The sequence below is a fragment of the Sporosarcina gallistercoris genome (genome assembly GCF_050459885.1).
Taxonomy (GTDB): Bacteria; Bacillota; Bacilli; order Bacillales_A; family Planococcaceae; genus Sporosarcina; species Sporosarcina gallistercoris_A.
In genome coordinates this window covers 242,451-268,952 of record NZ_JBCMNO010000012.1, presented here as the reverse complement: position 1 = coordinate 268,952, position 26,502 = coordinate 242,451, and the positions used below count along the sequence as shown (strand labels likewise).

Below are 26,502 nucleotides of genomic sequence, written 5' to 3'. Positions count from 1 at the left end.
TTCAACTATCAACCTTTTGTATAGTACCATCTGCAAGACTCCGTGTCAACAGTAAAAGGAAAAACGGGAGGAGGTTTTTCCTCCCGTTTTAAGTTTTATCACTCTGCTGATACTGCGTCTGAATCCACTTTCTCGTCCCGATCCAGTTCAATTCCACGATAACGCTGCATACCCGTTCCTGCTGGAATGAGTTTACCGATGATAACATTCTCTTTCAATCCGAGAAGATCATCCGTTTTACCTTTAATGGCAGCATCCGTTAATACGCGAGTTGTTTCCTGGAACGATGCGGCAGAAAGGAATGATTCTGTTTCAAGCGAAGCTTTTGTAATACCAAGGATTACAGGACGCGCTGTCGCTGGCAGTTTATTAGTTTTAAGAACTTTTTTGTTGGCATCCGCGAACTGGTGAATGTCGAGTAATGAGCCCGGCAGCAGATCTGTGTCACCAGCTTCAATGACGCGGACTTTCCGCATCATTTGACGAACCATGACTTCGACGTGCTTATCTCCGATTTCAACACCCTGCATCCGGTATACTTTCTGAACTTCTTTCAGTAAATATTCCTGAACAGTCGAAACGTCTTTTACGACAATCAATTCTTTTGGATCGATCGAACCTTCAGTCAGACCCTGACCGCGTTCAATTTCATCGCCTACATCAACTTTCAATCGACCATTGTATGGAGCAAGGTATTTTCGTGTCTCCACGTCACCTTTAATCGTAATTTCTTTAAGTCCTTCACGAATCTCATCGATATCTGAAACGATACCTTTGATTTGTGAAATAACAGCTTGACCCTTAGGGTTACGTGACTCGAAGATCTCCTGGATACGCGGAAGACCTTGAGTGATATCGTCTCCTGCTACACCGCCTGTGTGGAATGTACGCATGGTAAGCTGTGTACCCGGTTCACCGATTGACTGAGCGGCAATAATTCCAACTGCTTCTCCAACTTCAACCGTTTCTCCAGTTGCCAAGTTAATACCATAACACTTCTTACAAACACCGTGCTTTGTATTACAAGTGAATGCCGAACGGATCGACATAGAAGTAATACCCGCACCGATTATTGCTTGTGCAATATCGGCAGTAATAAGTTGGTTTTTCTCAACTAATACGTCGCCTGTTTCAGGGTGAAGTATTTTCTTCTTAGCATGACGACCTTCGATACGCTCATCTAGCGCTTCAATTATTTCCGCACCTTCAGTGAGTGCTGAAACTTCAAGACCTCGGTCTGTACCACAGTCGTCTTCACGAACGATAACATCTTGGGCAACGTCAACAAGACGACGTGTAAGATATCCTGAGTCAGCAGTTTTAAGGGCTGTATCAGCAAGACCTTTACGAGCACCGTGTGTCGAGATGAAGTACTCGAGAACTGTTAGTCCTTCACGGAATGATGACTTGATCGGCAACTCAATGATACGTCCTGCCGGGTTGGCCATGAGTCCACGCATACCAGCAAGCTGCGTAAAGTTGGATGCGTTACCACGGGCTCCGGAGTCACTCATCATGAAGATCGGGTTTGTGTCCTCTAAAGAGTCCATCAATTTCCCCTGAATAACATCTTTCGCATGGCTCCAATAAGAAATGACACGATCGTATCGCTCTTCGTCCGTAATCAGACCTCGACGGAACTGTTGTGTCACTTTATCCACTTTCGCTTGGGCATCTTGTAAGATTTCGTGCTTATCTGGAAGTACGACGATATCAGCAATACCAATTGTAATTCCTGCTCGCGTCGAATATTTGAAACCGAGATTCTTCATACGGTCAAGCATTTTAGAAGTTTCGGTGATGTGGAATCTGCGGAATATCTCCGCAATGATGTTCCCAAGAATCGTCTTCTTGAATGGCGAAACAATCTCAGCAGCTTGAACGTGCTTAAGAATATCCGTAGTACCTGGCACAAAGTATTTTGCAGGTGTTTCAATTTGCAGATTATGTGTAGTTGGTTCATTGATATACGGGAACGATTCAGGAAGAATCTCATTAAAGATCACTTTCCCTACGGTTGTAATCAGCAATTGGGCATTCTGTTCCTCTGTAAACGTAGGATTCTTGAGGGAGCTAGCTGCAATCGCGATACGAGAGTGCAAATGCACATGACCGTTTTGATAAGCGATTAACGCTTCGTTCACATTACTGAACGTTTTACCTTCTCCTACAACACCACTGCGCTCAAGAGTTAAGTAATAGTTACCAAGAACCATATCCTGTGAAGGAGTTACAACCGGTTTACCATCTTTAGGGTTCAAGATGTTTTGTGCAGCCAGCATGAGAAGACGGGCTTCCGCTTGAGCTTCTGCAGATAGAGGTACGTGCACAGCCATTTGGTCACCATCGAAGTCGGCGTTATACGCTGTACATACAAGTGGGTGAAGCTGAATTGCGCGACCTTCTACTAGCATCGGTTCAAACGCCTGGATTCCAAGACGGTGAAGTGTAGGTGCCCGGTTCAATAGAACTGGATGTTCCCTAATCACTTCTTCTAGGACATCCCATACTTCAGAATGCAATCGCTCAATTTTACGTTTTGCACTCTTAATATTATGAGCAAGACCCCGTTCAACGAGTTCTTTCATCACAAATGGCTTGAATAGCTCAATCGCCATCTCTTTCGGGAGTCCACACTGGTACATCTTCAAGTTTGGTCCTACAACGATTACAGAACGACCGGAGTAGTCAACACGTTTACCAAGTAAGTTTTGACGGAAACGTCCTTGCTTCCCTTTCAACATGTGGGAAAGAGATTTCAATGGACGGTTACCCGGCCCCGTTACCGGACGTCCGCGACGACCGTTATCCACGAGAGCATCGACAGCTTCTTGAAGCATACGCTTCTCGTTTTGAACGATGATTCCCGGCGCACCAAGATCCAACAGTCGCTTCAGACGGTTATTCCGGTTGATTACCCGACGATACAGATCATTTAGATCGGAAGTCGCAAAACGGCCTCCGTCTAATTGAACCATCGGACGTAATTCAGGCGGAACAACAGGAAGTACTTCAAGAACCATCCATTCAGGATGATTTCCAGAGTTACGGAATGATTCCACAACTTCCAGGCGACGAATCGCACGTGTGCGACGTTGTCCTTGAACTGTTTTAAGTTCTTCCTTCAAACTTTCTGTTTCTTTATCCAAGTCTATAGCGGATAGAAGTTGTTCGATCGCTTCTGCACCCATGAGCGCTTGGAACTTGGAACCATACTTTTCACGATACAGCCGGTACTCTTTTTCAGAGAGTAGTTGCTTTCGCTCAAGCGGTGTATCTGCTGGATCGACAACGACATAAGAAGCAAAATAGATAACTTCTTCCAATGCACGAGGTGTCATATCCAGAATAAGCCCCATACGGCTAGGAATACCTTTGAAGTACCAAATGTGTGTTACGGGTGCTGCAAGTTCGATGTGGCCCATGCGTTCACGACGAACTTTCTGACGTGTCACTTCTACGCCGCAACGATCACAAACGACACCTTTATAACGAACACGCTTATACTTCCCACAATGGCACTCCCAGTCCTTTGTAGGTCCGAAAATGCGCTCGCAGAACAACCCATCTTTTTCAGGCTTCAATGTACGATAATTGATTGTTTCAGGCTTCTTTACTTCACCATAAGACCAAGAACGGATCTTATCAGGAGAAGCTAGCCCTATTTTCATATACTCAAAATTATTAACATCTACCAAGGAGCCTACCTCCCTTTTGTCTAGTCGCTGACTTGCCGGCCCTGTTATACCATTTAAAAAAAGGGGACAGTGCCCCTTTATTATTTATCTTCCGCTTACGAATCAGACTGGTTGGTCTTCCTTCATAAGGTTTAACGCATCCGTTGGCTGCATATCATCATCTTCTTCTAAGTCACGTAATTCAATTTCTTCGAAGTCTTCGGATAGCATTTTAACATCCAATCCAAGACTCTGAAGTTCTTTAATTAGAACTTTAAAGGATTCCGGTACACCTGGTTGAGGAACACTGTCACCTTTTACAATTGCTTCATACGTTTTCACTCGACCCACGACATCATCCGATTTCACTGTGAGGATTTCTTGAAGTGTATAAGCTGCCCCATACGCCTCAAGTGCCCAAACTTCCATCTCCCCGAAACGCTGACCGCCGAACTGGGCTTTACCGCCAAGTGGTTGTTGCGTAACTAATGAGTATGGTCCAGTAGAACGGGCATGTAGTTTGTCATCGACCATGTGAGCCAGTTTGATCATGTACATGATTCCGACAGACACTCGGTTATCGAACGCTTCTCCAGAACGACCGTCATAAAGTACAGTCTTTCCGTCTCGGTCCATTCCCGCTTCTTCCATCGTATCCCAAACGTCTTGTTCGTTGGCACCGTCAAATACAGGAGAAGCCATATGAACACCCAGCGTACGGCCAGCCATTCCAAGGTGCATCTCGAGTACCTGTCCGATATTCATACGTGATGGTACACCCAGTGGGTTAAGCATGACATCTACAGGCGTTCCGTCAGGCATGAACGGCATATCGGATTCAGGTAGAATCCTGGATATAACACCTTTGTTACCGTGACGGCCAGCCATCTTATCGCCGACAGAGATTTTACGTTTCTGAACGATATAGACACGGACCAGTTGGTTTACACCTGGTGCTAGTTCGTCGCCATCTTCACGATTGAACACTTTAACATCAAGAACGATTCCGCCCGCTCCGTGAGGTACACGAAGTGACGTGTCACGAACTTCACGTGCTTTCTCACCAAAGATTGCATGAAGAAGACGTTCTTCTGCAGTTAGTTCCGTTACACCCTTAGGCGTCACTTTACCGACCAAGATATCTCCATCATGTACTTCAGCACCTATTCGGATAATCCCGCGGTCGTCCAAGTTACGAAGTGCATCTTCACCGATGTTCGGAATATCACGTGTGATTTCTTCCGGTCCCAGCTTCGTATCACGAGCATCCGATTCATATTCTTCAATATGGACAGAAGTGAAGACATCATCTTTAACAAGGCGTTCACTCATGATAATTGCATCCTCGTAGTTGTACCCATCCCATGTCATGAAAGCAATCAGGATGTTTTGACCAAGAGCCATTTCCCCTTTTTCCATCGATGGACCATCTGCGAGAATATCTTTCTTAGAAACACGATCACCGACACTAACGATAGGACGTTGGTTGTAACAAGTCCCTTGGTTAGAACGGATGAAGTTCGATAGACGATAGATATCAAGGTCTCCCTTAACTTCTTTTCCTTCTACCGTGTTGATACGACGGACGCGGATTTCTTTCGCTTCGACGTGCTCAACAATCCCTTCGTGTTTCGATACAACAGCAGCTCCTGAATCACGTGCAGAAACGTGCTCCATTCCTGTCCCTACAAAAGGTGCTTTCGGATTTAGAAGAGGTACTGCTTGTCGTTGCATGTTGGCTCCCATAAGCGCACGGTTGGAGTCATCATTTTCCAAGAACGGAATACATGCTGTCGCTGCAGAAACAACTTGCTTAGGAGATACGTCCATGTAGTCAATTTGTTCGCGTTTGAATACTGTGTTATCCCCTTGGAAACGGCCTACCACTTCTTCGTTAACGAATGTACCATCATCGTTTAGAGGTGCATTTGCTTGAGCTACAATATAATTGTCCTCCAAGTCGGCTGTCAGATAATCGATACGTGCAGTTACACGTCCAGTATCTGGATCCACTTTCCGGTAAGGAGTTTCTATAAATCCGAACTTATTCACTTTCGCAAATGTAGAAAGTGTATTAATAAGTCCAATGTTCGGTCCCTCCGGCGTCTCAATCGGGCACATACGGCCATAGTGGGAGTAATGAACGTCACGTACTTCCATCCCAGCACGTTCACGTGTCAAACCGCCAGGTCCAAGTGCAGAAAGTCTACGCTTGTGCGTTAACTCTGCAAGTGGGTTTGTTTGGTCCATGAACTGAGAGAGCTGAGAACTACCAAAGAACTCTTTAATAGATGCGATAACAGGTCTGATGTTAATCAGTTGTTGAGGCACAATCGATTGCGTGTCATTAATGGACATACGTTCTTTAACTACACGCTCCATACGGGACAAGCCGATACGGAACTGGTTCTGCAGAAGTTCCCCGACAGAACGGAGACGGCGGTTTCCTAGGTGGTCGATATCGTCCGTATCGCCCACTCCGTGTAACAAGTTGAAGAAGTAGCTGATGGAAGCAATGATATCCGAAGGCGTAACATGCTTGATGGAATCATCGATAACGCCATTTGAAATAACGTTAATGATTTGTCCTTCTTCACCTTTCGGAGCGTAGATTTTCACAGACTGAATGCGAATGTCATCTTCCAACACTCCGCCCATCTGCTTCAAATCTTCTACTCCTATACCCTTTTCAAAATAAGGAAGTAATTTATCCAGCATACGACGATCAATTAACTGTCCTTTTTCAATAAGGATTTCTCCTGTTTCAGGATCCGCAAGAGTTTCCGCAATCGTTTGGTTGAATAAACGGTTTTGAAGGTGCAGCTTTTTGTTCATTTTATAGCGACCTACGTTTGCCAGGTCATATCGCTTCGCATCAAAGAAACGGGAAAATAGTAAGTTTTTCGCGCTATCTAAAGTTGGCGGTTCACCCGGACGTAAACGCTCATAAATTTCAAGAAGAGCTTTCTCCGAGTTTTCCGTGTTATCTTTTTCAAGAGAGTTTCGAAGGTATTCATTATCGCCGATTAGATCGATGATTTCCTGATCACTTGAAAAACCAAGGGCACGTAAAAGGACTGTAATTGGCAATTTGCGCGTACGGTCGATACGGACATGGACTACATCTTTTGCGTCCGTTTCGTATTCAAGCCACGCACCGCGGTTAGGTATGACCGTTGCGCCAAATCCGCGTTTACCATTCTTGTCTGTCTTATCGTTGAAATATACACTAGGTGAACGAACGAGCTGAGAAACGATAACCCGCTCAGCACCATTAATAATAAAAGTTCCATTTTCAGTCATCAATGGGAAATCACCCATGAAGACATCTTGTTCTTTAACATCATCAGTTTCTTTATTGTGCAAACGGACTTTCACCCGAAGCGGCGCAGCGAATGTTACGTCACGTTCTTTTGACTCATCCACAGGATATTTAGGTTCGCCAAGCTGATAATCGACAAATTCCAATGACAGATTTCCGGTGAAGTCTTGGATGGGAGAAATATCGTGGAACATTTCCCGCAGCCCTTCTTCCAAAAACCACTCATAAGATTCCGTCTGAATTTCAATCAGATTCGGCAGATCTAGTACTTCGCTAATTCTCGCGAAACTTCTGCGCTGACGGTGTTGACCATACTGAACTAAGTGATTTGTCAACTCTTTCACCCCTCATAAGACATTAATAGAGCTAGTTTGGTACCTTGGCAATTTCAGGCCGGTTTGAAATTAGCGCCAATCCCTACCAAACACCTCATAAAAGTCTTTCCGAAATCAAAAAAATAGTGTATGATATCGAAAAAACAAAAAGAAAACGAGTTCCGGCTAGAGCTCATTTTCGATTTACCAATCTTTTATCCAACGTCAGTATACCTAACATTTCCATCACTTATGCAAACGCATAAAAAGGCACACGAATGCAGTATATTTATTGTTGCATTTTATAATGTTATCACAACGCCCGGGTGGAGTCAATGTTTTCTTGACTTAATAATATAATACCCCTTGCTTTTCTCCACAATTTCTGCATTACCGAATAATTCTTCTAATCTCGCTATAGTCGAAGGAGCCCCTTGCTTTTTCTGAATAACCACCCAAAGTTCTCCACCAACCGCTAAATGTTCTCTCGCTTGGTCGTAAATTTTAAAAACCGTTTCCTTCCCTGCGCGAATTGGTGGATTCGTCAATATCGAAGCGAAGTCTTTTGTTTCCACTTCATCTAACGCATCACTGGAATAAATCAAAACGTTGTCAATATTATTTTTTTGGGAATTGGTCCGAGACAGAGCTAACGCACGTTCGTTCACGTCCACCATCTGGATCATCCGTTCTTTCAACAACGAGGCTATAGAAAGTCCTACAGGTCCATATCCACATCCCACGTCAAGAATATCCCCTTCAATATCCGGAGCTCGGAATGTATCGATGAGTAGACGTGAACCAAAGTCCACTTCCCCTTTACTGAACACACCCGCATCGGTCACAAAAACAAAGTTCGATCCGCGCAAATTCGTCTGCCATTGTTTCGGTTCACTTTTTACATCAGGACTTTTCGAATAGTAATGCTCAGCCACATGAATCCCCCTTACTGTTAACTTACTAAATCCGGGTATAAAAAAAACGAAGAAAAACCCGTCGACAAAGACGAGGTTTTTCTTCGCAGTTCACGAATTACTTAACTTCTACAGAAGCGCCTACTTCTTCAAGCTTAGCTTTAAGTTCTTCAGCTTCAGCCTTTTCTACGCCTTCTTTGATAGCTTTAGGTGCGTTATCAACAACTTCTTTCGCTTCTTTCAAGCCTAGGCCTGTGATTTCGCGAACGACTTTGATGACTTTGATTTTTTGGTCTCCAGCAGCAGCTAGTACAACGTCGAATTCAGTCTGCTCAGCAGCTGCTTCTCCAGCTCCAGCGCCAGCCATAGCTACAGGAGCTGCAGCAGTTACGCCAAATTCTTCTTCGATTGCTTTTACTAGGTCGTTAAGTTCAAGAACTGTCATTTCTTTGATAGCGCCTAAGATTTGTTCGTTAGTCATTTTAGTTCCTCCTAATGGGTATGTTTTGCGAGTTAGCTCGCTAATTGGTCAAGATGCGATATTACGCGCCTTGTTCTTCTTTTTGGTCTGCAACGGCTTTTGTTGCCAATGCGAAGTTGCGCATCGGAGCTTGAAGCACGCTGAGTAGCATAGAGAGAAGTCCTTCGCGTGAAGGAAGAGTCGCCAATGCTTTCACTTCTTCAACAGAAGCCACTGCACCTTCGATGACACCAGCTTTGATTTCCAATGCTTCGTTGGTTTTAGCGAAGTTGTTGATGATTCTTGCGGGTGCGATTACATCTTCAGTTGAAAACGCAATTGCGTTTGGTCCTGTAAGATGTTCGTTAAGCCCTTCAAGACCAGATGCTTCAGCCGCACGGCGAACCATCGAGTTTTTGTAGACTTTGAATTCAACGCCAGCTTCACGAAGTTGCTTACGAAGTTCAGTTGCTTGCGCAACGTTAAGACCACGATAGTCAACAACGACCATTGAAGCTGATGCTTTCATCTTGTCCGCGATTTCAGTTACTACTGCTTGTTTCGCTTCTAATACTTTGCTCATCTTGACACCTCCTGTTAAGTGTAGGGGCATTTATACCATATGCATAAAAAACCCTCCGATCTGACTGGCAGACGGAGGGTTGGAAAGTCGTCATCTTTTTACAGTTAAAAAGAGCGTCTTGTCCCTCGGCAGGAATATTAAGTGGTAATCCACTCCTGCTGTCTGCGGTACAAATCGTATATTGCAACAAACGTTATCCTACCAAACGATAGGGCGCATGTCAACTAATTATTTCACATTTACTGAAGAAGGGTTGATCTTCACAGCAGGACCCATTGTAGTTGTTAAGTTAACAGACTTCATATAAGTACCTTTAGCTGCTGCCGGTTTAGCCTTCTGGATTACTTCAAATACAGTTGTAAGGTTTTCTGCAAGTTTTTCGTTATCGAAAGAAACTTTACCGATCGGAGCGTGAATGATTCCCGCTTTGTCCGCACGATATTCAACTTTACCTGCTTTGATTTCTTGAACCGCTTTTGTAACGTCGAATGTCACTGTGCCAGTTTTCGGGTTCGGCATAAGACCTTTTGGTCCGAGTACACGTCCGATTTTACCAACCTCACCCATCATATCAGGTGTCGCAACGATAACATCGAAGTCGAACCATCCTTGCTGGATTTTAGTGATGTATTCTGCATCGCCTACAAAGTCAGCGCCTGCTGCTTCAGCTTCTTTAAGTTTTTCGCCTTTAGCGAAAACAAGTACACGTTGTGTTTTACCAGTTCCGTTCGGAAGCACTACTGCCCCACGAATTTGCTGATCGTTTTTACGTGTATCGATTCCTAGACGGAAAGCTACTTCAACTGTTGCATCAAAATTTGTTGTGCTTGTCTTTTTAGCGAGTTCGATCGCTTCTGTTAAGTCGTATGCCGTTGTACGGTCAACAAGCTTAGCAGCTTCTACGAACTTTTTGCCTCTTTTAGCCATCAGATATTTCCTCCTCGATTGTGGTTTTAGCGGAATAAACCTCCCACGATTAAGGGTTGCGTGTTCGATAGAACAACCGCAACCCCCATAAAAACATACAATGAATCAGGTTTCAGATCAGTCTTCGATCGTGATTCCCATACTGCGAGCAGTACCTTCAACCATTGCCATCGCTGCTTCAACTGATGCAGCATTCAAATCTTGCATTTTTTGTTCAGCGATTTCTTTAACTTGATCACGTTTCACGACAGCAACTTTAGTTTTGTTCGGTTCGCCTGAACCCTTCTGGATTTTAGCTGCAACCTTCAACAATACTGCTGCTGGCGGAGTTTTTGTGATGAATGTAAATGAACGATCTTCGAATACAGTGATTTCAACAGGAATAATAAGACCTGCTTGGTCAGATGTACGCGCATTGAATTCTTTACAGAATCCCATGATATTGACACCTGCCTGACCGAGCGCCGGTCCGACTGGCGGTGCTGGATTTGCTTTTCCTGCTGGAATTTGCAATTTCACAAGCTTGATTACTTTTTTAGCCACGAGACACACCTCCTTAAGTCCGTGATGTGGTATTTGGGTTGCCCCTCCCACTCAATATGTGCCTGCCGGCAAATGCCGGTAGAATTTTGTAAGACGTTCAGACATTTCTATGTCTGACCTTTGAAATAATATCACTATTTCACATGTTTTGCAAGAGGGAACGAATTAATATTTTCAGCTCGTTCGTTCTACTTGTTCAAAGTCAAGTTCCATATTCGTTTCGCGGCCGAACATGTCTACAGACACTTTGACTTTACCTTGGTCCAGTTCGATCTCTTCAACTTTACCTTGGAATCCAGCAAATGGACCTTCTAGCACTTCCACCATTTCGCCGATTTCAAAGTCAACTTCCAATTTGCGGTCCTTCATACCCATTTGCTTCAGTATGAACGTCACCTCTTCAGGGAGAAGTGGTGTTGGTTTCGCTCCCCCGCCTGATGAGCCGATGAATCCTGTGACTCCCGGTGTATTCCGGACAACATACCACGAATCGTCTGTCATGATGATTTCAACAAGGACGTAACCAGGGAACGTTTTCCGCATCACTGTACGTTTTTTACCTTCTTTGAAATCCGTTTCTTCTTCTTCAGGAACAATCACGCGAAAAATCTTGTCTTGCATACCCATTGTTTCAACACGTTTTTCAAGATTTTCTTTTACTTTATTTTCGTACCCAGAGTACGTATGGACGACGTACCAATTTTTCTCCATTTCCATATCGATGAGGACTTCGCGTCCGTCCCTCCTTTTTTCTTCAAATGAAAAAACCCGCTCTTTCTGTCAGACGGGATATTTTCAGTATGCGATTCAACGTGCTCTATTATAACGAAACATACCATTCCATTACTCGTGATAAGCCAAGATCCACAAGACCGAAATAAACTGCCATGAATACTACTGTACCGATAACCACGATTGTATAGCGAGTCAGTTCTTTACGTTTCGGCCAGCTGACTTTCCGCATTTCCGTGACAACGTTTTTAAAGAAACTTGTTATCTTGCCCATTCTTTTGCAAACCTCCGAATAGTAGATATGACGGTCTCAAGTCCAGCCCGACCCTCACGCTGTTTGTCTGTGTAACGTATGTTCATTGCAATGACTGCAGTGTTTCTTCAGGACCAGTCGTTCAGTCGTTTTATTACTGCCTCCTGGAAGTGAATAGTTTCTGGAGCCGCATTTTTCACAGCTTACTACAATTTTTTTAGACATATCTAGTGAACACCTAGTCTTTCCATAGTCTTGATAAAGAGTACCACCTAACCTATTCCCTGTCAATGCAAGGATAGTCAGAAAATTGGAGATGCTTACGTAACAACATCTACTTGCATGTACCTCTCAAGCTTACGTTTAATGCGCTGCAATGCGTTGTCTACCGATTTGACTTGCCGATTCAGCTCTTCGGAGATTTCTTGATAGGATTGTCCGTCAAGGTAGAGACCGAGCACTTCCTTTTCAAGACTGCTCAGCACTTTGTTCATCTCCACTTCCATTTGCACAAAGTTCTCTTTGTAAATCATTAGATCTTCAGGGTCATCGTTCACTGAACCTGCCAAGACATCCAATAAGGTCCGATCTGATTCTTCGTCATATACCGGTTTGTCCAATGAGACTGATGAATTAAGCGGAATGTGCTTTTGACGAGTAGCTGTTTTGATGGCGGTGATGATTTGCCGTTTAATACATAACTCCGCAAAACCTTTGAACGAACTGAGCCGATCTTCACGGAAGTCACGAATCGCCTTGTATAATCCAATCATACCCTCTTGGATTATATCTTCCTTGTCCCCACCCATCATGAAGTAGGAACGGGCCTTCATCCGAACAAATGATTGATATTTAGTAATGAGAAAGTCGAGTGCATCTGTGTTCCCCTCTTGGATGATTCCGATCAATTGTTCATCGGAAAAGGTACTGAAGTCTACTGATCTAGGTGCATAAGCTGTCTTTTCCGCCATTCCCCATCACTCCGGTTTATCATACTAGTTAGTCAATTATACCTTAAGGAATTTTTTTGCGTCAACCGCTCACCTGTTCCCTCTGCGCCATTTTTCGAAAACTTCTGCCACTTCCTGTGATAATTGTATTTTGGAAAAAGAACGGTTCTCCTGGATCGCCCGCACTTTCGCAGATATGATCTTGTCGATTTCCTGCACTTCAATCTCTAATTCACGTGCAGAAATTCTTAACGCTCCTTGACCGAAAATGATCCATTGTTCGGTAAAATCTGAAGTGGCTACATGAAGTTGAACGGTACGTCTGGATAGTTCAGTAACCAATTTCTCGATACGTTCGTCAGCAGTTTCGTTCTCTCTTGTAAACACAATCTCTACACTGGAACGTTTCTCTTTGTTTTCAATACCTGGCACAAGGTACGCATCAAACACGACGATTACCCGCCAACCTTTGAATGCTTGATATTCAGCTAACTGGTCAATTAAACGGTCACGCGCCTCTGCAAGCTTCAAACGCTTTAACTCCCGTAATTCCGGCCAAGCACCGATGATGTTATAACCATCTACTAGCAGGATATCTTTTTTCATGTTGCGGACGGATTCGGCAGCCGTTTGCGCAACACTTCGTACATGAGCAGCGAAGCCGCAACAGAAGCATTAAGAGAGGTGACATGTCCCCGCATTGGCAAATGGTACAGGAAATCACATTTTTCTTTCAACAAACGGGACATCCCTTTACCTTCGCTGCCTATAATGACTGCAAGCGGAAGCGTCGCATCCATTGTCCGATAGTCAGCAGATCCTTTTGCATCTGTACCCGCAATCCAAACGCCTTTCTTCTTCAGCTCATCGACGGTTTGTCCTAAATTCACAACACGAACGACTGGGACGTGTTCAATAGCACCTGTCGAAGCTTTTGCAACGACACCTGTAAGACCAACTGACCGTCTTTTCGGTATGATGATGCCATGCACACCCACCGCATCCGCAGTACGTAGAATCGATCCAAGATTATGCGGATCTTCCAATTCATCCAGCAACAAAATGAACGGATCTTCCCCACGCTGTTCTGCGACTGCAAAAATATCGTCCAGCTCTGCATACGCATAAGCAGCTACAGAGGCGACAATCCCTTGATGATTCACATCCAGTAACTGATCCAGCTTCTTTTTCGGAACGGCTTGGACAACAACTCCAGCTTTCTTGGCAAGCGTCGTAATCTCTCCGATACTTTGCTTATTCAACCCATCGGCGATCCAGATCTTATTCAATTCTCTCCCCGATCGTAATGCCTCAACGATTGGATTTTTGCCGCCTATCATTTCAGTTTCTTCAATTTCTGACACGGTCTTCCCCTCCTTCAATAAATTCGATAGCCTTCCGTATGAACTCAGCCGTTCTCTCTCTATCTTCCAACAAATATAAATAGCCGATGACCGCTTCAAACGCCGAACTATGATTATACGTTAGAACATCTGTATTTTTTGGTACAGACCCGGATTTAGCGTTTCTGCCCCGTCTCATGACTGCCATCTCTTCTTCACTCAAAAAGTTTTCTTCTACCATGGCCCGCAAAATAGACGCTTGCGCTTTCGCAGAAACAAATTGGGTTGCTTCCTTGTGAAGAATATTCGGTTTGACACGACCTGATCGCAGGAGATGCTCACGCACCGCCTGCTCATAGACCGCATCTCCCATATAGGCGAGGGATAGTGCTTTCAGCTGCCGAACGTCTGCTGGGCGCAGATTGTAGTCACTCATGATCGTTTCCACCGGACCCCTTGCGCAGTATCTTCCAGAAGGATCCCTTGCTCTTTCAATTCATCGCGGATTGCATCTGCACGGGCGAAGTCACGATTTTTACGCGCTTCCAAACGTTCTTCTATCAACTGATCGATTGCTTCATCATGGAGTTCTTCCTTCTCTTTGAATGGCAGTCCAAGAACGCTCATCAACTGATTAAACGTATTCAAAAATGCTTCCAACACAACTTTTTCAGTGTTCTTTTCCAGCAGATAGACATTCGCCAGGCTAGCGAGTTCAAAAATAACCGCAATCCCATTAGCTGTATTGAAGTCATCATCCATCGCTTCTTCAAAAGCCGTTAGCTGCTCTTGGATTTTGTGGAGCCAAATATCCTGTTGGTCCCCATTATCCGCAGATACAGCTAGACGGTGTTCAACGTTTTGATAGGCAGTACGTATCCGATCCAATCCATTCGCTGCACTTCCCACAAGATCTTGAGAGAAATTCACTGGAGAACTATAGTGTACGGAGAGCATGAAGAATCTTAACACTTGCGGGTCAATCTGTTGAATGATGTCGTGTACTAGCACGAAGTTCCCTAGTGACTTCGACATTTTTTCATTGTCGATATTTATATATCCATTATGCATCCAATAGCGGGCGAACGTCTTCCCTGTCAGCGCTTCGGATTGTGCGATCTCATTTTCGTGATGCGGGAACGTCAAGTCCTGCCCACCCGCGTGGATATCAATCGTATCACCAAGTAGTTGTCTAGCCATTACCGAACACTCGATGTGCCAGCCAGGACGGCCTTCTCCCCATGGACTGCTCCACGAGATTTCACCATCTTTTGCCGCTTTCCATAATACGAAATCCAAGGCATCTTGTTTACGTTCACTCGCTTGGATACGAGCACCAACTTTCAATTCATCAATCGACTGGTGTGATAACTTTCCATATCCGTCAAACTTTCTTGTACGGAAATAGACATCCCCTTCTGATTCATAAGCATATTCTTTTTCAATCAATAATGAAATGAAGTCAATCACATCTTGAATATGATCGGTTACGCGCGGATGCATATCCGCTTTCTTGCATCCGAGAGCCCCTACATCCTCGAAGTACGCTTGGATAAACCGCTCAGTTAACTCCGGCACTTCTTCGCCAAGTTCGTTTGCGGCTTTAATGATTTTATCATCCACATCTGTAAAGTTGGAGACGAATTTCACATTGTAACCACGGTATTCCAAATACCTTCGTACTGTATCGAAAACGATGACTGGCCGAGCATTTCCGATATGAATGTAGTTGTAGACAGTAGGACCACATACGTACATTTTCACTTCCCCTTCAGTGATTGGAACAAATGCCTCTTTCTTACGCGTCAATGTATTGTATAACTGGATTGTCATCGATTCTCATCCTTTTCGTCACGAATTTGATTATCTTTTTTCAACTCATGCAGCTGTTGTTCCAATTGCAAAATCCTGTCTTCCATCGATGTACACATTTCGGATATCGGATCAGGCAATGTATGATTCAGCCGGTCTTTTACACGAACTCCATTTGAGATAACCACTTTCCCAGGAATTCCGACCACTGTCGATTCCGCCGGAACATCTTTCAACACAACAGAACCGGCTCCAATCTTACTGTTTTCACCAATAATAATATTACCCAGCACTTTTGCACCTGTCGCTACTAGGACATTGTCATGAAGGGTCGGATGCCTCTTGCCTTTTTCTTTACCCGTCCCACCTAACGTGACACCTTGATAGATGGTGACATCATTACCTATTTCACATGTTTCACCTATCACAATTCCCATTCCATGGTCGATGAAAAGCCTTCTTCCGATCTTGGCCCCAGGGTGAATTTCAATCCCAGTAAAAAAGCGGCTCACTTGGGAAAGTACTCTAGCTGCGAAGTGCATGTTCTTTTTAAAAAGCACATGTGCAATCCGATGTGACCAAATGGCATGTAATCCTGAGTAGGTCAAGACGACCTCGATCGTACTCCGAGCAGCGGGGTCTTGGTCAAAAATGCATCGAATGTCTTCTTTCATTCTGGAAAACATGTCGGTCCCCCTCTTTTCTATAAAAAAAAATACGCCTCTGTCTAATGACAGAGACGCAGTTGTTGCGTGGTTCCACTCTTTTTTGAAACGGAATAGGTGAATTCCATTTCACTCGACGTCTGTAACGGAGACGAACCGTCCGGCTTACTGGATTTCAGCCTGGCGCTCAAAGGTGCATTTCTGTAAAACGGGTGACCCAGATCTCTTTCAGCCAATGGAGATCTTCTCTGAAGGGTGTGTTTTACGTACTTCTCCTCTTCAACGCTTTCTATATGCGATACATTCTAAGATTACTCTTATTGTACACGGCAGTTTCCGCTTGTCAACACAGGCTTACTGTACAAACTTCCCGACGCGCGCAATTGTCTTTTCCCGACCAAGCAATGCAATCGATTCCGGCAATTCCGGACCATGTGCTTGACCAGTTGCGACCACACGGATCGGCATGAATAAGTTTTTCCCTTTATGCCCTGTTTCTTTTTGAACCGCTTTGATGGCCGCTTTGATAGACGGTGCATCGAATGTTTCAAGGTTCTCAAGTTGCTGTTTGAACGAGGCCATCACTTCAGGAATCTGTTCTCCAGCCAGAACTTCTTTTGATTGTTCATCATACTCAACTGTGTCACTGAAGAATTGGGCAGATAGCTCAACAATCTCAGCTCCGTAACTTAACTGACCGTGATACAGTGCGATCAAATCATGAATCCATGCACTTTCTTCCGGCGTCATATCTTCACTCACCCGACCTGCTTTCACAAGGTGCGGTAACGTCAATGCAACGACTTCGTCAAGGCTCAGCTTTTTAATATATTGGTTATTCATCCACGTCAATTTCTGCTTATCGAACATGGAAGGTGATTTCGATAGACGGCTCTCGTCAAACTGCTCGATGAGTTCCTCTTTCGTGAACAGCTCTTCTTCTCCAACAGGAGACCACCCAAGCAGTGCAAAGAAATTGAACATCGCTTCCGGTAAGTATCCAAGATCTTTATATTGAGAAATGAATTGAATGATCGACTCATCCCGCTTGGACAACTTTTTGCGATCCTCATTGACGATGAGAGTCATATGTCCATATCGAGGTGCTTCCCAGCCGAATGTTTCAAAGACCATGAGCTGCTTCGGGGTATTGGTCAAATGCTCTTCTCCGCGGAAAACGTGAGACATCTTCATCATATAGTCGTCAATGACAACCGCGAAATTATACGTAGGAATGCCATTCGCCTTTACAAGGACCCAATCGCCAATGTCTTTGGATTCGAATTGAACACTGCCGCGTACAAGATCGTCAATCGTGTACGTTACATTTTCAGGAACACGCATGCGGATTGTATACGGCATACCAGCTGCTTCTTTTTGCGCAACTTCATCTGCGCTCAAATGACGGCAAGTCCCTTTATACATCGGAGCTGCAATCCCTGCTGTCTTTTGTTGTTCCCGTTCTGCTTCAAGTTCATCAGTGGTACAGAAACATTTATAAGCCGCGCCTTTTGCAAGCATCTCTTCTGAATATTTCTTGTACGTATCCAGTCGCTCCATTTGACGATAGGGACTGTAAGGTCCACCGATATCAACAGACTCATCGTGCTCGATTCCGAGCCATTTCAAGTTTTCAAGCTGCGACAATTCCCCGGCTTCAATATTACGAACCGTGTCAGTATCCTCAATCCGTACTATGAATTTCCCGCCATGATGGCGAGCGAACAAATAATTGAATAATGCGGTGCGAGCTCCTCCGATATGTAAATGACCTGTAGGGCTCGGCGCATAGCGCACACGTACTTCTGCTGTCATGACTAGACATCTCCGTTCTGTTAGTTCAAATATTAATTACTTGTATAGACTAGTTTACCAAAAACTCAAGCTTTCACCAAAAGAATCGCCGCAAGAGATGCAATCCCTTCTTCTCTGCCGACAAATCCTAATTTTTCTGTTGTGGTCGCTTTAACGTTCACTCGACTAGGATCCGCATGCAGTAAAGAGGCTACCCGGTTTTTGATGGTTTCAATATGAGGTGCCATTTTAGGCTGTTGTGCCATAATCGTACAATCCAAATTGCCGAGAGTATAGCCCTCTTCTTCTACCAGTTTCCAGACTTCTTGCAGGAGGACTGCTGAGTCGGCATCTTTAAATGCAGCGTCTGTATCCGGGAAGTGATGTCCGATATCCCCCTTACCGATCGCTCCAAGCGCCGCATCTGTAATGGTATGCAATAGGACATCTGCATCTGAGTGACCGATCAACCCTTTTGTATGGGGAATCGTCACCCCTCCAATAATAAGGGGGCGTCCTTCTGCAAATTCATGCACGTCAAAACCTTGTCCAATTCGTATCATCATATCGTCTCCTCAAGCCTTTTTTTCAACAAATAACCACCATAGGCAAGATCCTCTGGTGTCGTCATTTTAATATTGTCATACGTACTTTCAACAATCCGGACTTCATAGCCTGCATGCTCTGCAAGCATCGCTTCGTCAGTCCCCAGAAAGTTATCATTCTCCGCTTTACGGGAGGATTCTTCCAAAACTTCATAACGGAACGCTTGTGGAGTTTGAATGACCCATAAGCGTTCACGATCTGCCGTTTCTTCGATGATTCCATCTTTTACGTATTTCATCGTATCTTTCACCTTCACACCGGCCACTGCAGCTCCATGTTGGGACGCACTCATCACAAGATCATGGATAACATCTTGTTGGATGAAAGGACGGGCCGCATCGTGCACAAGGACGATCCCACCTGTTTTATGGGATGCAAGACATGCTCTCACACTGTGCTGGCGTTCGGTTCCGCCTTCGGGTAAAGCACTTATTTTTGTTATTTGTCCTTGCTGGATAATCGTTTCAATTGTAGGCCGCTCTGTTTCCTTCACAGCTAAAATGATTCCTGTACACCAAGGATCCTGCTGAAACACAGCTAACGTGTGGGCCAAAATCGATTTCCCTTCAAGTTCAAGAAAAAGTTTGTTATGCCCTGCTCCCATCCGCGTTCCACTTCCGGCAGCAGGCATCATTACTGTATAGTCCATCATGACTCCTTTCCACTGGTTGCCATTCATTGGGCTTTGGTTTGCTTCCCATTTTTAGGTTTCGCAAAAATCATGCGACCTGCTGAAGTTTGCAACACACTCGTGACTACGACTTCGATAGCCGTGCCGATAAAGTTACGTCCATCTTCAATAACAATCATCGTGCCGTCATCTAAGTAAGCAACGCCTTGATTGTGTTCTTTTCCGTCTTTGATGACCACGACATGCATTTCTTCACCGGGGATAACTACAGGTTTGACCGCATTCGCAAGGTCATTGATGTTCAACACGGAAACCCCATGCAGATCTGCGACTTTGTTCAAATTGAAATCGTTTGTGACGACGAGTCCGTTCATTTTTTTAGCAAGCTTCACTAACTTCAAATCGACTTCCGCTACATTCGGGAAGTCTTCATCCGTAATCATAATCTTCTTGCCATCACCTTCTTGCAAGCGACGAAGTACATCCAGACCGCGCCTTCCTTTTGTCCGCTTCAATGTATCTGCAGAATCTGCAATGTGTTGGAGCTCAGTCAATACGAACTGGGACACGACCAACACGCCTTCGAGAAATCCGGTGTCAACGATATCCGCAATACGACCATCGATGATGACACTTGTATCGAGCACTTTGTAGACTGGATTTTTAGATACGTCAGTTTCCGCTTCAGGCTCCTTTTTCCTTCCTACATTACGGATGGAGAAAATGGCTGTTAAAAACTCATCCCGTTTTTTAAAGCCCACTTGGAATCCTAAATAACCTAGTAAAACTGACAACAAAATTGGTATGATTGAAGTGAAACCGGGAATTTGAATATTACTTAACCCCCATCCAGCTAAAAAAGCAACAAACAATCCTATGATCAATCCTATTGAACCAAATAGTAAATCTAAAATTGGAGCTTTCATCAGTAAGTCCTCTAACCACTTTATAAAGTTGACTATTGGATCTGTTAAAAACGTACTGAACACGAATAGGAAAAGTGCTCCTAAAACGGCAGCGACATAAGGGTTATTTATGAATGGTGATGCTGTGAAAGAAGATAATTGGAATAAGTACGGAAGAAACAATACGCCAAGTGTCCCACCAACCAGTAAAAACATGATTTGAACAATTCGTTTTAGCATTCGATCCACCTCCTTTTAGTAGTACTAGTATACATGTATTCCCTATTGATTGCTTTTCGGAACCTCAAAAAATCAGGAATCCTGTATCTATAGAACAGGACTCCCAAATAGGGCCAAATGTTCCTAGCGCACCCATAATTACTGTGGTAAACAAAGATCAAGCGCATCCCGAACCGTTTCCACTCCCACGACTTGTATACCTTCAGGATATTCCCAGCCACCAATATTGGAAGCCGGAATGACAGCACGTTCAAACCCCAGCTTTGCCGCCTCTCCTACACGCTGTTCGATACGGGAGACTCTGCGGACTTCACCTGTCAGTCCCACCTCACCCATATAACAGTCAGAAGCCCGCACCGCAACGTCCCGATAGCTCGACACGATACTCATGAGGACAGCAAGATCAATCGCGGGTTCATCGAGTTTCACGCCACCTGCCACTTTAATATACGCATCCTGCGCTTGTAATAGCATACCCATCCGTTTTTCCAATACAGCCATCAACAAAGATACCCGGTTTTGGTCCAGACCCGTCGCCATCCGTTTTGGATAATTGAAACTGGATGGTGTGACAAGTGCCTGAATTTCCACAAGAATCGGGCGTGTCCCTTCCATTGAGGCGACAATGGTGGACCCGGCACCGCCTTGAGACCGTTCCTGGATAAACATCTCAGAAGGATTCAAAACTTCTTTCAATCCACCTTGCAGCATTTCGAAAATCGCGATTTCGTTCGTGGAGCCGAAGCGGTTTTTCACACTACGTAAAATACGATATGTATGATGACGCTCTCCCTCAAAGTACAATACAGTATCCACCATATGTTCGAGCAGGCGCGGCCCTGCAATTTGGCCATCCTTCGTGACATGACCTACCAGGAAAATCGCGATGCCTTGCGTCTTTGCTATTTTCATTAATTCCGCTGTACATTCCCTTACTTGTGATACACTTCCCGGAGCAGAAGCAACTTCTGGGTGATGAATGGTTTGAATTGAATCCACAACCACAAATTTCGGTTTTACATTATCGATCGTATCGTGAATGAGCGCAAGATCCGTTTCTGCGTATATATATAATTCATCAGACAGCACGCCGAGACGTTGTGCTCGCAGCTTGGTCTGCCGAATCGATTCTTCCCCTGAAATGTATAACACGCGTTGCTGTTGGTTCGCTAAAAGTGCAGACACTTGAAGCAGCAATGTGGATTTCCCGATTCCTGGATCTCCGCCGATCAATACAAGTGAACCCGGAACGATCCCGCCACCTAATACACGATTCAACTCTTCCATTTCCGTACGGATTCTCGGTTCATCCTCTATCGCAACGTCATTGATAGGCATCGCTTTCTGCTTCACAGCATCAGAATGCTGGAACGCTCCGCGAGGACCTTTTTGAACAATTTCCGTTTCTTCATCCATCGTGTTCCATTCACCGCAACCCGGACAACGCCCCATCCACTTAGGCGACTCATATCCGCATGCCCTGCACATGAACTTCGTTTTCTTTTTCGCCATATACATCCTCCAAACGACGAAGAGGACAGCCCCTCCCCTTTTTTCCAACTAGGGATGGACTATCCTATTCCTCTACTTCTTATTAGTTTTCAACCATTTCTTCTTGTTGGGTCTCTACTGTGAAGTCACCGTCCACATAGTCCACCGTCACTTTTCTTCCAGTAAGAGCTGTTCCTTTCAACAATTCCTCTGAAAGCCGGTCTTCCACATGTTTCTGAAGTGCACGGCGAAGCGGACGCGCACCGTATTCCGGATCGTACCCTTCATCCGCAATTTTCAACTTCGCTTTTTGAGTCAATACAAGTTCGATATCTTGTTCAGCGAGCCGTTTGCTCAATTCATCCGCCATCAAGGACACAATCTCTTCTAATTGCTCTTTTTCAAGCGAATGGAAGACAATCATCTCATCAACGCGGTTGAGGAATTCAGGACGGAATGCTTTTTTCAGCTCTTCCAACATCTTCTTCTTCATGTCTTCGTAATCTTGTTCACCATCTTGAAGGTTAAATCCGACATATTTGTTCTTTCTCAACTCTTGTGCACCAACGTTTGAAGTCATGATGATCACCGTGTTGCGGAAATCGACTGTGCGTCCTTTGGAATCCGTTAATCTTCCGTCTTCAAGCACTTGCAGCAAAATGTTGAAAACATCTGGATGCGCTTTTTCAATCTCATCTAGCAAGATGACGGAATATGGTTTACGGCGTACTTTTTCGGTTAACTGACCGCCTTCTTCATATCCGACGTATCCCGGAGGAGAACCGACTAAACGTGATGTTGTATGTTTTTCCATGTACTCGGACATGTCAATCCGGATCATGGAGTCTTCGTCGCCAAACATCGTTTCCGCCAAAGCCCTGGCTAGCTCTGTTTTACCAACGCCAGTTGGCCCAAGGAAGATGAATGAACCGATAGGACGTTTCGGATCTTTCAATCCAGCACGCGCACGGCGTATTGCCCGGGAAATAGCTGCGACAGCCTCTTTTTGACCGATGACCCGCTTATGCAGCTCTTCCTCCATGTTCAACAGCTTGGCGGATTCCGTTTCTGCAATTCGTGCAACCGGAATTCCTGTCCACATAGCAACAACTTCAGCTATGTCATTCACAGTTACTTCAGACTCTGTCTTGCCTTGTTTTTCTTTCCATTCCGTTTTCGTTGTTTCGAGCTCTTCTTTCATCTTCTGCTCTTTATCACGATAAGAAGCAGCCTTCTCGAACTCTTGACTTTGAACGGCAGCATTTTTCTCAGAACGGATGGCTTCCAATTTCTTCTCAAGTTCCCGCAAGTTCGGGGGAGTTGTATAAGAACGCAATCGAACTTTAGAACCCGCTTCGTCGATCAAATCAATCGCTTTGTCAGGCAAAAATCTGTCAGAGATGTAGCGATCCGACATTTTAGCTGCTGCTTCAATCGCTTCGTTGGTGATTTTAACTCGGTGGTGCGCTTCGTATCTATCGCGCAGCCCGGTAATGATCTGCACCGTCTCTTCAACGGATGGTTCATCCACTTGGATCGGCTGAAAACGGCGCTCGAGCGCTGCATCTTTTTCAATATACTTTCTGTACTCATCGAGTGTCGTTGCACCGATACACTGCAACTCACCACGAGCAAGGGAAGGTTTTAAAATGTTCGATGCGTCGATTGCACCTTCTGCACCGCCAGCGCCAATGAGTGTATGCAACTCATCGATGAATAGAATGATGTTGCCTGCTTGGCGAATCTCTTCCATCACTTTTTTCATACGATCTTCAAATTCGCCACGGTATTTGGTACCCGCAACAACAGTTCCCATATCCAGCGTCATGACGCGCTTATCACGCAAAATTTCAGGAACTTCGTTGTTCACGACTTGCAGCGCAAGCCCTTCGGCAATCGCTGTTTTACCAACACCAGGCTCACCAATTAGAACCGGATTGTTCTTTGTGCGACGCGCTAAGACTTCGATAACACGTGTGATTTCTTTACCGCGCCCGATGACAGGGTCCAGAGTTCCTTCACGTGCAATTTCTGTCAGATCACGCGCTAAGCCATCCAGTGTTGGAGTCGCGGCTGTTGCAGAGGCATTTTGACCGCTTGCATTTGCCGTATCATTACTTCCGAGCAACTGCAGCACCTGCTGGCGCGCTTTATTCAAGCTGACACCTGCATTGTTGAGTACTCGAGCAGCTACACCTTCACCTTCGCGGATTAGCGCCAGCAAAATGTGCTCTGTTCCAATATACGAGTGGCCAAGTTTACGGGATTCATCGACAGAAAGCTCAATGACCTTCTTTGCACGCGGTGTGTAATGTACGATTGGCCCTACTTCTTTACTGCCTGTTCCAACGAGTGTTTCCACTCCAGTTTCAATTGTATCGAAGCTGACTCCGATCGCTTCTAATGCTTTTGCTGCAATACCGCCGCCTTCACGGATAAGTCCGAGTAGAATATGTTCTGTTCCAATTGCTTCGTGTTTTAAACGGATGGCTTCTTCTTGAGCGAGTTGGAGCACTTTTTGTGCACGTTGAGTGAATCGATTGAACATCATTAACATTCCTCTCCTTCTGCAGAGAATAATTTTCATCGTACTACTTCTATCTATATTCTTCCGGGCCGTTAAACAATCGGTTTCCGGGTGAATTGACTTTGACTATCTTTGACTATTATATCGAATCGGTTACATGGACGCAAAAGAGACGCTCAAGAAAGGTCTGTCTTTCCATCCGCTTCTGACGGGCCATTTTTCAAACGTTTTCTGAAAAGTTTAGCGCGACTAATATCTAATTCTTCAGACGTTAGCTCTTCTCCTTCATAATACTGCAGAAAACCGGATTGCATGAAAATCATCAACTCGTTCAAAATCGTCATGTCCACATCTTCAATCAGTTCAAGATCGATGCCGAGCCGGACGTCTGACAGGCATCGAGCCGCTTCTGCGGAAGGAAGCAGCCGGGCGTACGAAATGGTCCCAAGTGAACGGAACACCCGATTTTCAAGCGCAATTCGTGACTTCTCAAGCAGCAATTCACGCGATCTGCGTTCATGGGCGATCAACCTCGAGACGATGTTCGCAAGTTCAGCTAAAATTTCTTTCTCAGATTTACCGAGCGTGAGCTGATTGGATACTTGGTATACATTCCCGGGTGCTTCACTGCCTTCGCCGTAACTTCCTCTTACCACCATACCTAGCCTGGATACAGCCGGGATGATCCGGTTAATTTGCCGGGTCATCGTGAGTGCCGGTAAATGCAGCATGACCGAAGCCCGCATGCCAGTCCCCGTATTGGATGGACAGCTCGTGAGATATCCAAACTCTTCATCGAATGCATACGGCAGTTTCTCTTCAAGTGAACGATCCGTTTCATTTGCCTTTTCATAGGCACTTTCAAGCTGTAAACCCGGATAAATGCACTGAATACGTAAATGATCCTCTTCATTGACCATAATACTGATGGTTTCATCTTCGGATAGGAGTACCGCTCCAAATAGTTCCGCTTCAGCAAGTTGCGGGCTAATCAAATGCTTTTCAACAAGCACTTGACGCTCAAGTGAAGATAATTCTTTCATTCTCGTATAGGAATACCCTTTTTCACCCGTGCTAAGCAGTGCTTTTGAAACAATTCTCCCTACTTCCTCCGCCTGCTCATCAGAGAAAGAGATAGGAAACCGAAATTCACGAAGGTTTCGGGCGAGACGGATCCGAGTGGACATCACGATATCGGAATGCTCTCCATGAGGGATCATCCAGCCTGTGACAGCATTCTGCATAAACCGGTTATTCCCCATGATTACTCTCCCCTTCCACTGTTTCTGAAGCGAGTTTCCGTTTCCAGTCTTTTATTTCATCACGCAGCACAGCAGCCTGTTCAAATTGTTCTTCTTGAATCGCTTCTTGCATACTCGCTCGAATCTCTTCGATTTTCTTTTTTATTGTCATCTTCTCATTGAACGATGCAGGGATTTTACCTTTGTGGCTTGTATTCCCATTATGCAGCTTTCCAAATACTTTCGGCAGTCGCTCCCGAAACGTTTCATAGCACTCAGGACATCCGAACTTACCGATTTCTAAAAAGCGATGGAAGGTTAGACCGCATTCTGGACATTCCGGCATAGCCTGAACTTCTCGCGTTTGCTGTGGCAGCGTTTCACTTCCGCTCAGCCATTGCGACAGAAATTGCTGAATCGACATCGGCTCCTGATTCGGACTGATTGAAAACGTCTGTAGGTTAAATGCACACTTCTCACACAAATTCCGTTCAGTCGATCCATTCGGCGTATCCTGCATCAAGATGACAGAAGCTGGACGTTCTTTACAGTTTTCACAAAGCATCTTTTAC

At 44.9% G+C, this 26,502-nt stretch carries 24 protein-coding genes and 2 other annotated features; all 24 genes read right to left on the bottom strand.

Annotation, left to right across the window (positions count from 1 at the left end; translation table 11 throughout):
• Nucleotides 1-98 precede the first annotated feature (98 nt).
• The gene (gene rpoC, locus ABE021_RS08645) at nucleotides 99-3,698 is read right to left on the bottom strand and encodes a DNA-directed RNA polymerase subunit beta' (RefSeq protein ID WP_430288092.1); all 3,600 of its coding nucleotides are present in this window, start codon (nucleotides 3,696-3,698) and stop codon (nucleotides 99-101) included.
• Nucleotides 3,699-3,800: 102 nt separating this feature from the next.
• The gene (gene rpoB, locus ABE021_RS08640; protein ID WP_430288091.1) at nucleotides 3,801-7,343 is read right to left on the bottom strand and encodes a DNA-directed RNA polymerase subunit beta; all 3,543 of its coding nucleotides are present in this window, start codon (nucleotides 7,341-7,343) and stop codon (nucleotides 3,801-3,803) included.
• 302 nt (nucleotides 7,344-7,645) lie between these two features.
• Complete coding sequence (locus tag ABE021_RS08635; protein ID WP_430288090.1) at nucleotides 7,646-8,248, bottom strand: class I SAM-dependent methyltransferase; 603 nt, start codon at nucleotides 8,246-8,248, stop codon at nucleotides 7,646-7,648.
• 97 nt (nucleotides 8,249-8,345) lie between these two features.
• Entirely contained in the window at nucleotides 8,346-8,708 is a 363-nt protein-coding gene (gene rplL, locus ABE021_RS08630; protein ID WP_039043322.1) for a 50S ribosomal protein L7/L12, read from the bottom strand.
• A gap of 61 nt (nucleotides 8,709-8,769) precedes the next feature.
• Nucleotides 8,770-9,270: a 50S ribosomal protein L10 gene (gene rplJ / locus ABE021_RS08625; protein WP_430288089.1), complete on the bottom strand. Its 501-nt coding sequence runs from the start codon at nucleotides 9,268-9,270 to the stop codon at nucleotides 8,770-8,772.
• Nucleotides 9,271-9,305: 35 nt separating this feature from the next.
• Nucleotides 9,306-9,456, bottom strand: a sequence feature (ribosomal protein L10 leader region).
• A 42-nt stretch (nucleotides 9,457-9,498) separates the two neighbouring features.
• Nucleotides 9,499-10,197, bottom strand: a complete 699-nt coding sequence (gene rplA, locus ABE021_RS08620) for a 50S ribosomal protein L1 (RefSeq protein ID WP_430288088.1) — start codon at nucleotides 10,195-10,197, stop codon at nucleotides 9,499-9,501.
• A 117-nt stretch (nucleotides 10,198-10,314) separates the two neighbouring features.
• Complete coding sequence (gene rplK / locus ABE021_RS08615) at nucleotides 10,315-10,740, bottom strand: 50S ribosomal protein L11 (RefSeq protein WP_251636541.1); 426 nt, start codon at nucleotides 10,738-10,740, stop codon at nucleotides 10,315-10,317.
• 174 nt (nucleotides 10,741-10,914) lie between these two features.
• Nucleotides 10,915-11,451, bottom strand: a complete 537-nt coding sequence (gene nusG / locus ABE021_RS08610; RefSeq protein WP_116018837.1) for a transcription termination/antitermination protein NusG — start codon at nucleotides 11,449-11,451, stop codon at nucleotides 10,915-10,917.
• 109 nt (nucleotides 11,452-11,560) lie between these two features.
• Nucleotides 11,561-11,746 carry a preprotein translocase subunit SecE gene (gene secE, locus ABE021_RS08605; protein WP_191688689.1) on the bottom strand — a complete coding sequence of 62 codons (186 nt, stop codon included), beginning with the start codon at nucleotides 11,744-11,746 and terminating at the stop codon, nucleotides 11,561-11,563.
• Between the two features lie 54 nt (nucleotides 11,747-11,800).
• Nucleotides 11,801-11,950: a 50S ribosomal protein L33 gene (gene rpmG / locus ABE021_RS08600; protein WP_430288086.1), complete on the bottom strand. Its 150-nt coding sequence runs from the start codon at nucleotides 11,948-11,950 to the stop codon at nucleotides 11,801-11,803.
• 95 nt (nucleotides 11,951-12,045) lie between these two features.
• Nucleotides 12,046-12,696 (bottom strand): RNA polymerase sporulation sigma factor SigH, encoded by a 651-nt coding sequence (gene sigH / locus ABE021_RS08595; protein ID WP_430288085.1) that lies wholly within the window; start codon nucleotides 12,694-12,696, stop codon nucleotides 12,046-12,048.
• Between the two features lie 69 nt (nucleotides 12,697-12,765).
• Nucleotides 12,766-13,281 (bottom strand): NYN domain-containing protein, encoded by a 516-nt coding sequence (locus ABE021_RS08590; protein WP_430288084.1) that lies wholly within the window; start codon nucleotides 13,279-13,281, stop codon nucleotides 12,766-12,768.
• Complete coding sequence (rlmB, locus tag ABE021_RS08585) at nucleotides 13,278-14,015, bottom strand: 23S rRNA (guanosine(2251)-2'-O)-methyltransferase RlmB (RefSeq protein ID WP_430288191.1); 738 nt, start codon at nucleotides 14,013-14,015, stop codon at nucleotides 13,278-13,280. The genes ABE021_RS08590 and rlmB overlap by 4 nt, the downstream gene beginning before the upstream one ends.
• Nucleotides 14,016-14,025: 10 nt before the next feature.
• The gene (locus ABE021_RS08580) at nucleotides 14,026-14,454 is read right to left on the bottom strand and encodes a Mini-ribonuclease 3 (protein ID WP_430288083.1); all 429 of its coding nucleotides are present in this window, start codon (nucleotides 14,452-14,454) and stop codon (nucleotides 14,026-14,028) included.
• Nucleotides 14,451-15,851 (bottom strand): cysteine--tRNA ligase, encoded by a 1,401-nt coding sequence (gene cysS, locus ABE021_RS08575; protein ID WP_430288081.1) that lies wholly within the window; start codon nucleotides 15,849-15,851, stop codon nucleotides 14,451-14,453. Before cysS ends, ABE021_RS08580 begins: the two co-directional genes overlap by 4 nt.
• Nucleotides 15,848-16,516, bottom strand: a complete 669-nt coding sequence (gene cysE, locus ABE021_RS08570; RefSeq protein WP_430288080.1) for a serine O-acetyltransferase — start codon at nucleotides 16,514-16,516, stop codon at nucleotides 15,848-15,850. The genes cysS and cysE overlap by 4 nt, the downstream gene beginning before the upstream one ends.
• A 46-nt stretch (nucleotides 16,517-16,562) precedes the next feature.
• Nucleotides 16,563-16,787, bottom strand: a binding site (T-box leader).
• 62 nt (nucleotides 16,788-16,849) lie between these two features.
• Nucleotides 16,850-18,310, bottom strand: a complete 1,461-nt coding sequence (gltX, locus tag ABE021_RS08565; RefSeq protein WP_430288079.1) for a glutamate--tRNA ligase — start codon at nucleotides 18,308-18,310, stop codon at nucleotides 16,850-16,852.
• 65 nt (nucleotides 18,311-18,375) lie between these two features.
• Nucleotides 18,376-18,852 (bottom strand): 2-C-methyl-D-erythritol 2,4-cyclodiphosphate synthase, encoded by a 477-nt coding sequence (ispF, locus tag ABE021_RS08560; RefSeq protein WP_430288078.1) that lies wholly within the window; start codon nucleotides 18,850-18,852, stop codon nucleotides 18,376-18,378.
• Complete coding sequence (ispD, locus tag ABE021_RS08555) at nucleotides 18,852-19,544, bottom strand: 2-C-methyl-D-erythritol 4-phosphate cytidylyltransferase (RefSeq protein ID WP_430288077.1); 693 nt, start codon at nucleotides 19,542-19,544, stop codon at nucleotides 18,852-18,854. The genes ispF and ispD overlap by 1 nt, the downstream gene beginning before the upstream one ends.
• Before the next feature lie 26 nt (nucleotides 19,545-19,570).
• On the bottom strand, nucleotides 19,571-20,671 hold the full coding sequence (locus ABE021_RS08550; protein WP_430288076.1) for a PIN/TRAM domain-containing protein: 1,101 nt from the start codon (nucleotides 20,669-20,671) through the stop codon (nucleotides 19,571-19,573).
• Nucleotides 20,672-20,809: 138 nt separating this feature from the next.
• The gene (gene radA, locus ABE021_RS08545) at nucleotides 20,810-22,183 is read right to left on the bottom strand and encodes a DNA repair protein RadA (RefSeq protein ID WP_430288074.1); all 1,374 of its coding nucleotides are present in this window, start codon (nucleotides 22,181-22,183) and stop codon (nucleotides 20,810-20,812) included.
• Between the two features lie 82 nt (nucleotides 22,184-22,265).
• Nucleotides 22,266-24,713 (bottom strand): ATP-dependent Clp protease ATP-binding subunit, encoded by a 2,448-nt coding sequence (locus ABE021_RS08540; protein WP_430288073.1) that lies wholly within the window; start codon nucleotides 24,711-24,713, stop codon nucleotides 22,266-22,268.
• Nucleotides 24,714-24,865: 152 nt separating this feature from the next.
• Nucleotides 24,866-25,951 carry a protein arginine kinase gene (locus tag ABE021_RS08535; RefSeq protein WP_430288071.1) on the bottom strand — a complete coding sequence of 362 codons (1,086 nt, stop codon included), beginning with the start codon at nucleotides 25,949-25,951 and terminating at the stop codon, nucleotides 24,866-24,868.
• A complete protein-coding gene (locus tag ABE021_RS08530; RefSeq protein WP_430288069.1) occupies nucleotides 25,941-26,495 on the bottom strand; it encodes a UvrB/UvrC motif-containing protein in 555 nt (184 codons plus the stop codon). The genes ABE021_RS08535 and ABE021_RS08530 overlap by 11 nt, the downstream gene beginning before the upstream one ends.
• Nucleotides 26,496-26,502: the final 7 nt, after the last annotated feature.

Coding starts and splice junctions, on each gene's coding strand:
- rplL (WP_039043322.1), bottom strand. CDS start 8,708: ATGACTAACGAACAAATCTTAGGCGCTATCAAAGAAATGACAGTTCTT.
- sigH (WP_430288085.1), bottom strand. CDS start 12,696: ATGGCGGAAAAGACAGCTTATGCACCTAGATCAGTAGACTTCAGTACC.
- secE (WP_191688689.1), bottom strand. CDS start 11,746: ATGGGCAAGATAACAAGTTTCTTTAAAAACGTTGTCACGGAAATGCGG.
- ABE021_RS08530 (WP_430288069.1), bottom strand. CDS start 26,495: ATGCTTTGTGAAAACTGTAAAGAACGTCCAGCTTCTGTCATCTTGATG.
- ispD (WP_430288077.1), bottom strand. CDS start 19,544: ATGGACTATACAGTAATGATGCCTGCTGCCGGAAGTGGAACGCGGATG.
- nusG (WP_116018837.1), bottom strand. CDS start 11,451: ATGGAGAAAAATTGGTACGTCGTCCATACGTACTCTGGGTACGAAAAT.
- rpmG (WP_430288086.1), bottom strand. CDS start 11,950: ATGTCTAAAAAAATTGTAGTAAGCTGTGAAAAATGCGGCTCCAGAAAC.
- ABE021_RS08590 (WP_430288084.1), bottom strand. CDS start 13,281: ATGAAAAAAGATATCCTGCTAGTAGATGGTTATAACATCATCGGTGCT.
- ABE021_RS08580 (WP_430288083.1), bottom strand. CDS start 14,454: ATGAGTGACTACAATCTGCGCCCAGCAGACGTTCGGCAGCTGAAAGCA.
- rplA (WP_430288088.1), bottom strand. CDS start 10,197: ATGGCTAAAAGAGGCAAAAAGTTCGTAGAAGCTGCTAAGCTTGTTGAC.
- cysE (WP_430288080.1), bottom strand. CDS start 16,516: ATGTTTTCCAGAATGAAAGAAGACATTCGATGCATTTTTGACCAAGAC.
- ABE021_RS08540 (WP_430288073.1), bottom strand. CDS start 24,713: ATGATGTTCAATCGATTCACTCAACGTGCACAAAAAGTGCTCCAACTC.
- radA (WP_430288074.1), bottom strand. CDS start 22,183: ATGGCGAAAAAGAAAACGAAGTTCATGTGCAGGGCATGCGGATATGAG.
- gltX (WP_430288079.1), bottom strand. CDS start 18,310: ATGACAGCAGAAGTACGTGTGCGCTATGCGCCGAGCCCTACAGGTCAT.
- rlmB (WP_430288191.1), bottom strand. CDS start 14,015: ATGATAGGCGGCAAAAATCCAATCGTTGAGGCATTACGATCGGGGAGA.
- ABE021_RS08550 (WP_430288076.1), bottom strand. CDS start 20,671: ATGCTAAAACGAATTGTTCAAATCATGTTTTTACTGGTTGGTGGGACA.
- cysS (WP_430288081.1), bottom strand. CDS start 15,851: ATGACAATCCAGTTATACAATACATTGACGCGTAAGAAAGAGGCATTT.
- ispF (WP_430288078.1), bottom strand. CDS start 18,852: ATGATACGAATTGGACAAGGTTTTGACGTGCATGAATTTGCAGAAGGA.
- rplJ (WP_430288089.1), bottom strand. CDS start 9,270: ATGAGCAAAGTATTAGAAGCGAAACAAGCAGTAGTAACTGAAATCGCG.
- ABE021_RS08535 (WP_430288071.1), bottom strand. CDS start 25,951: ATGGGGAATAACCGGTTTATGCAGAATGCTGTCACAGGCTGGATGATC.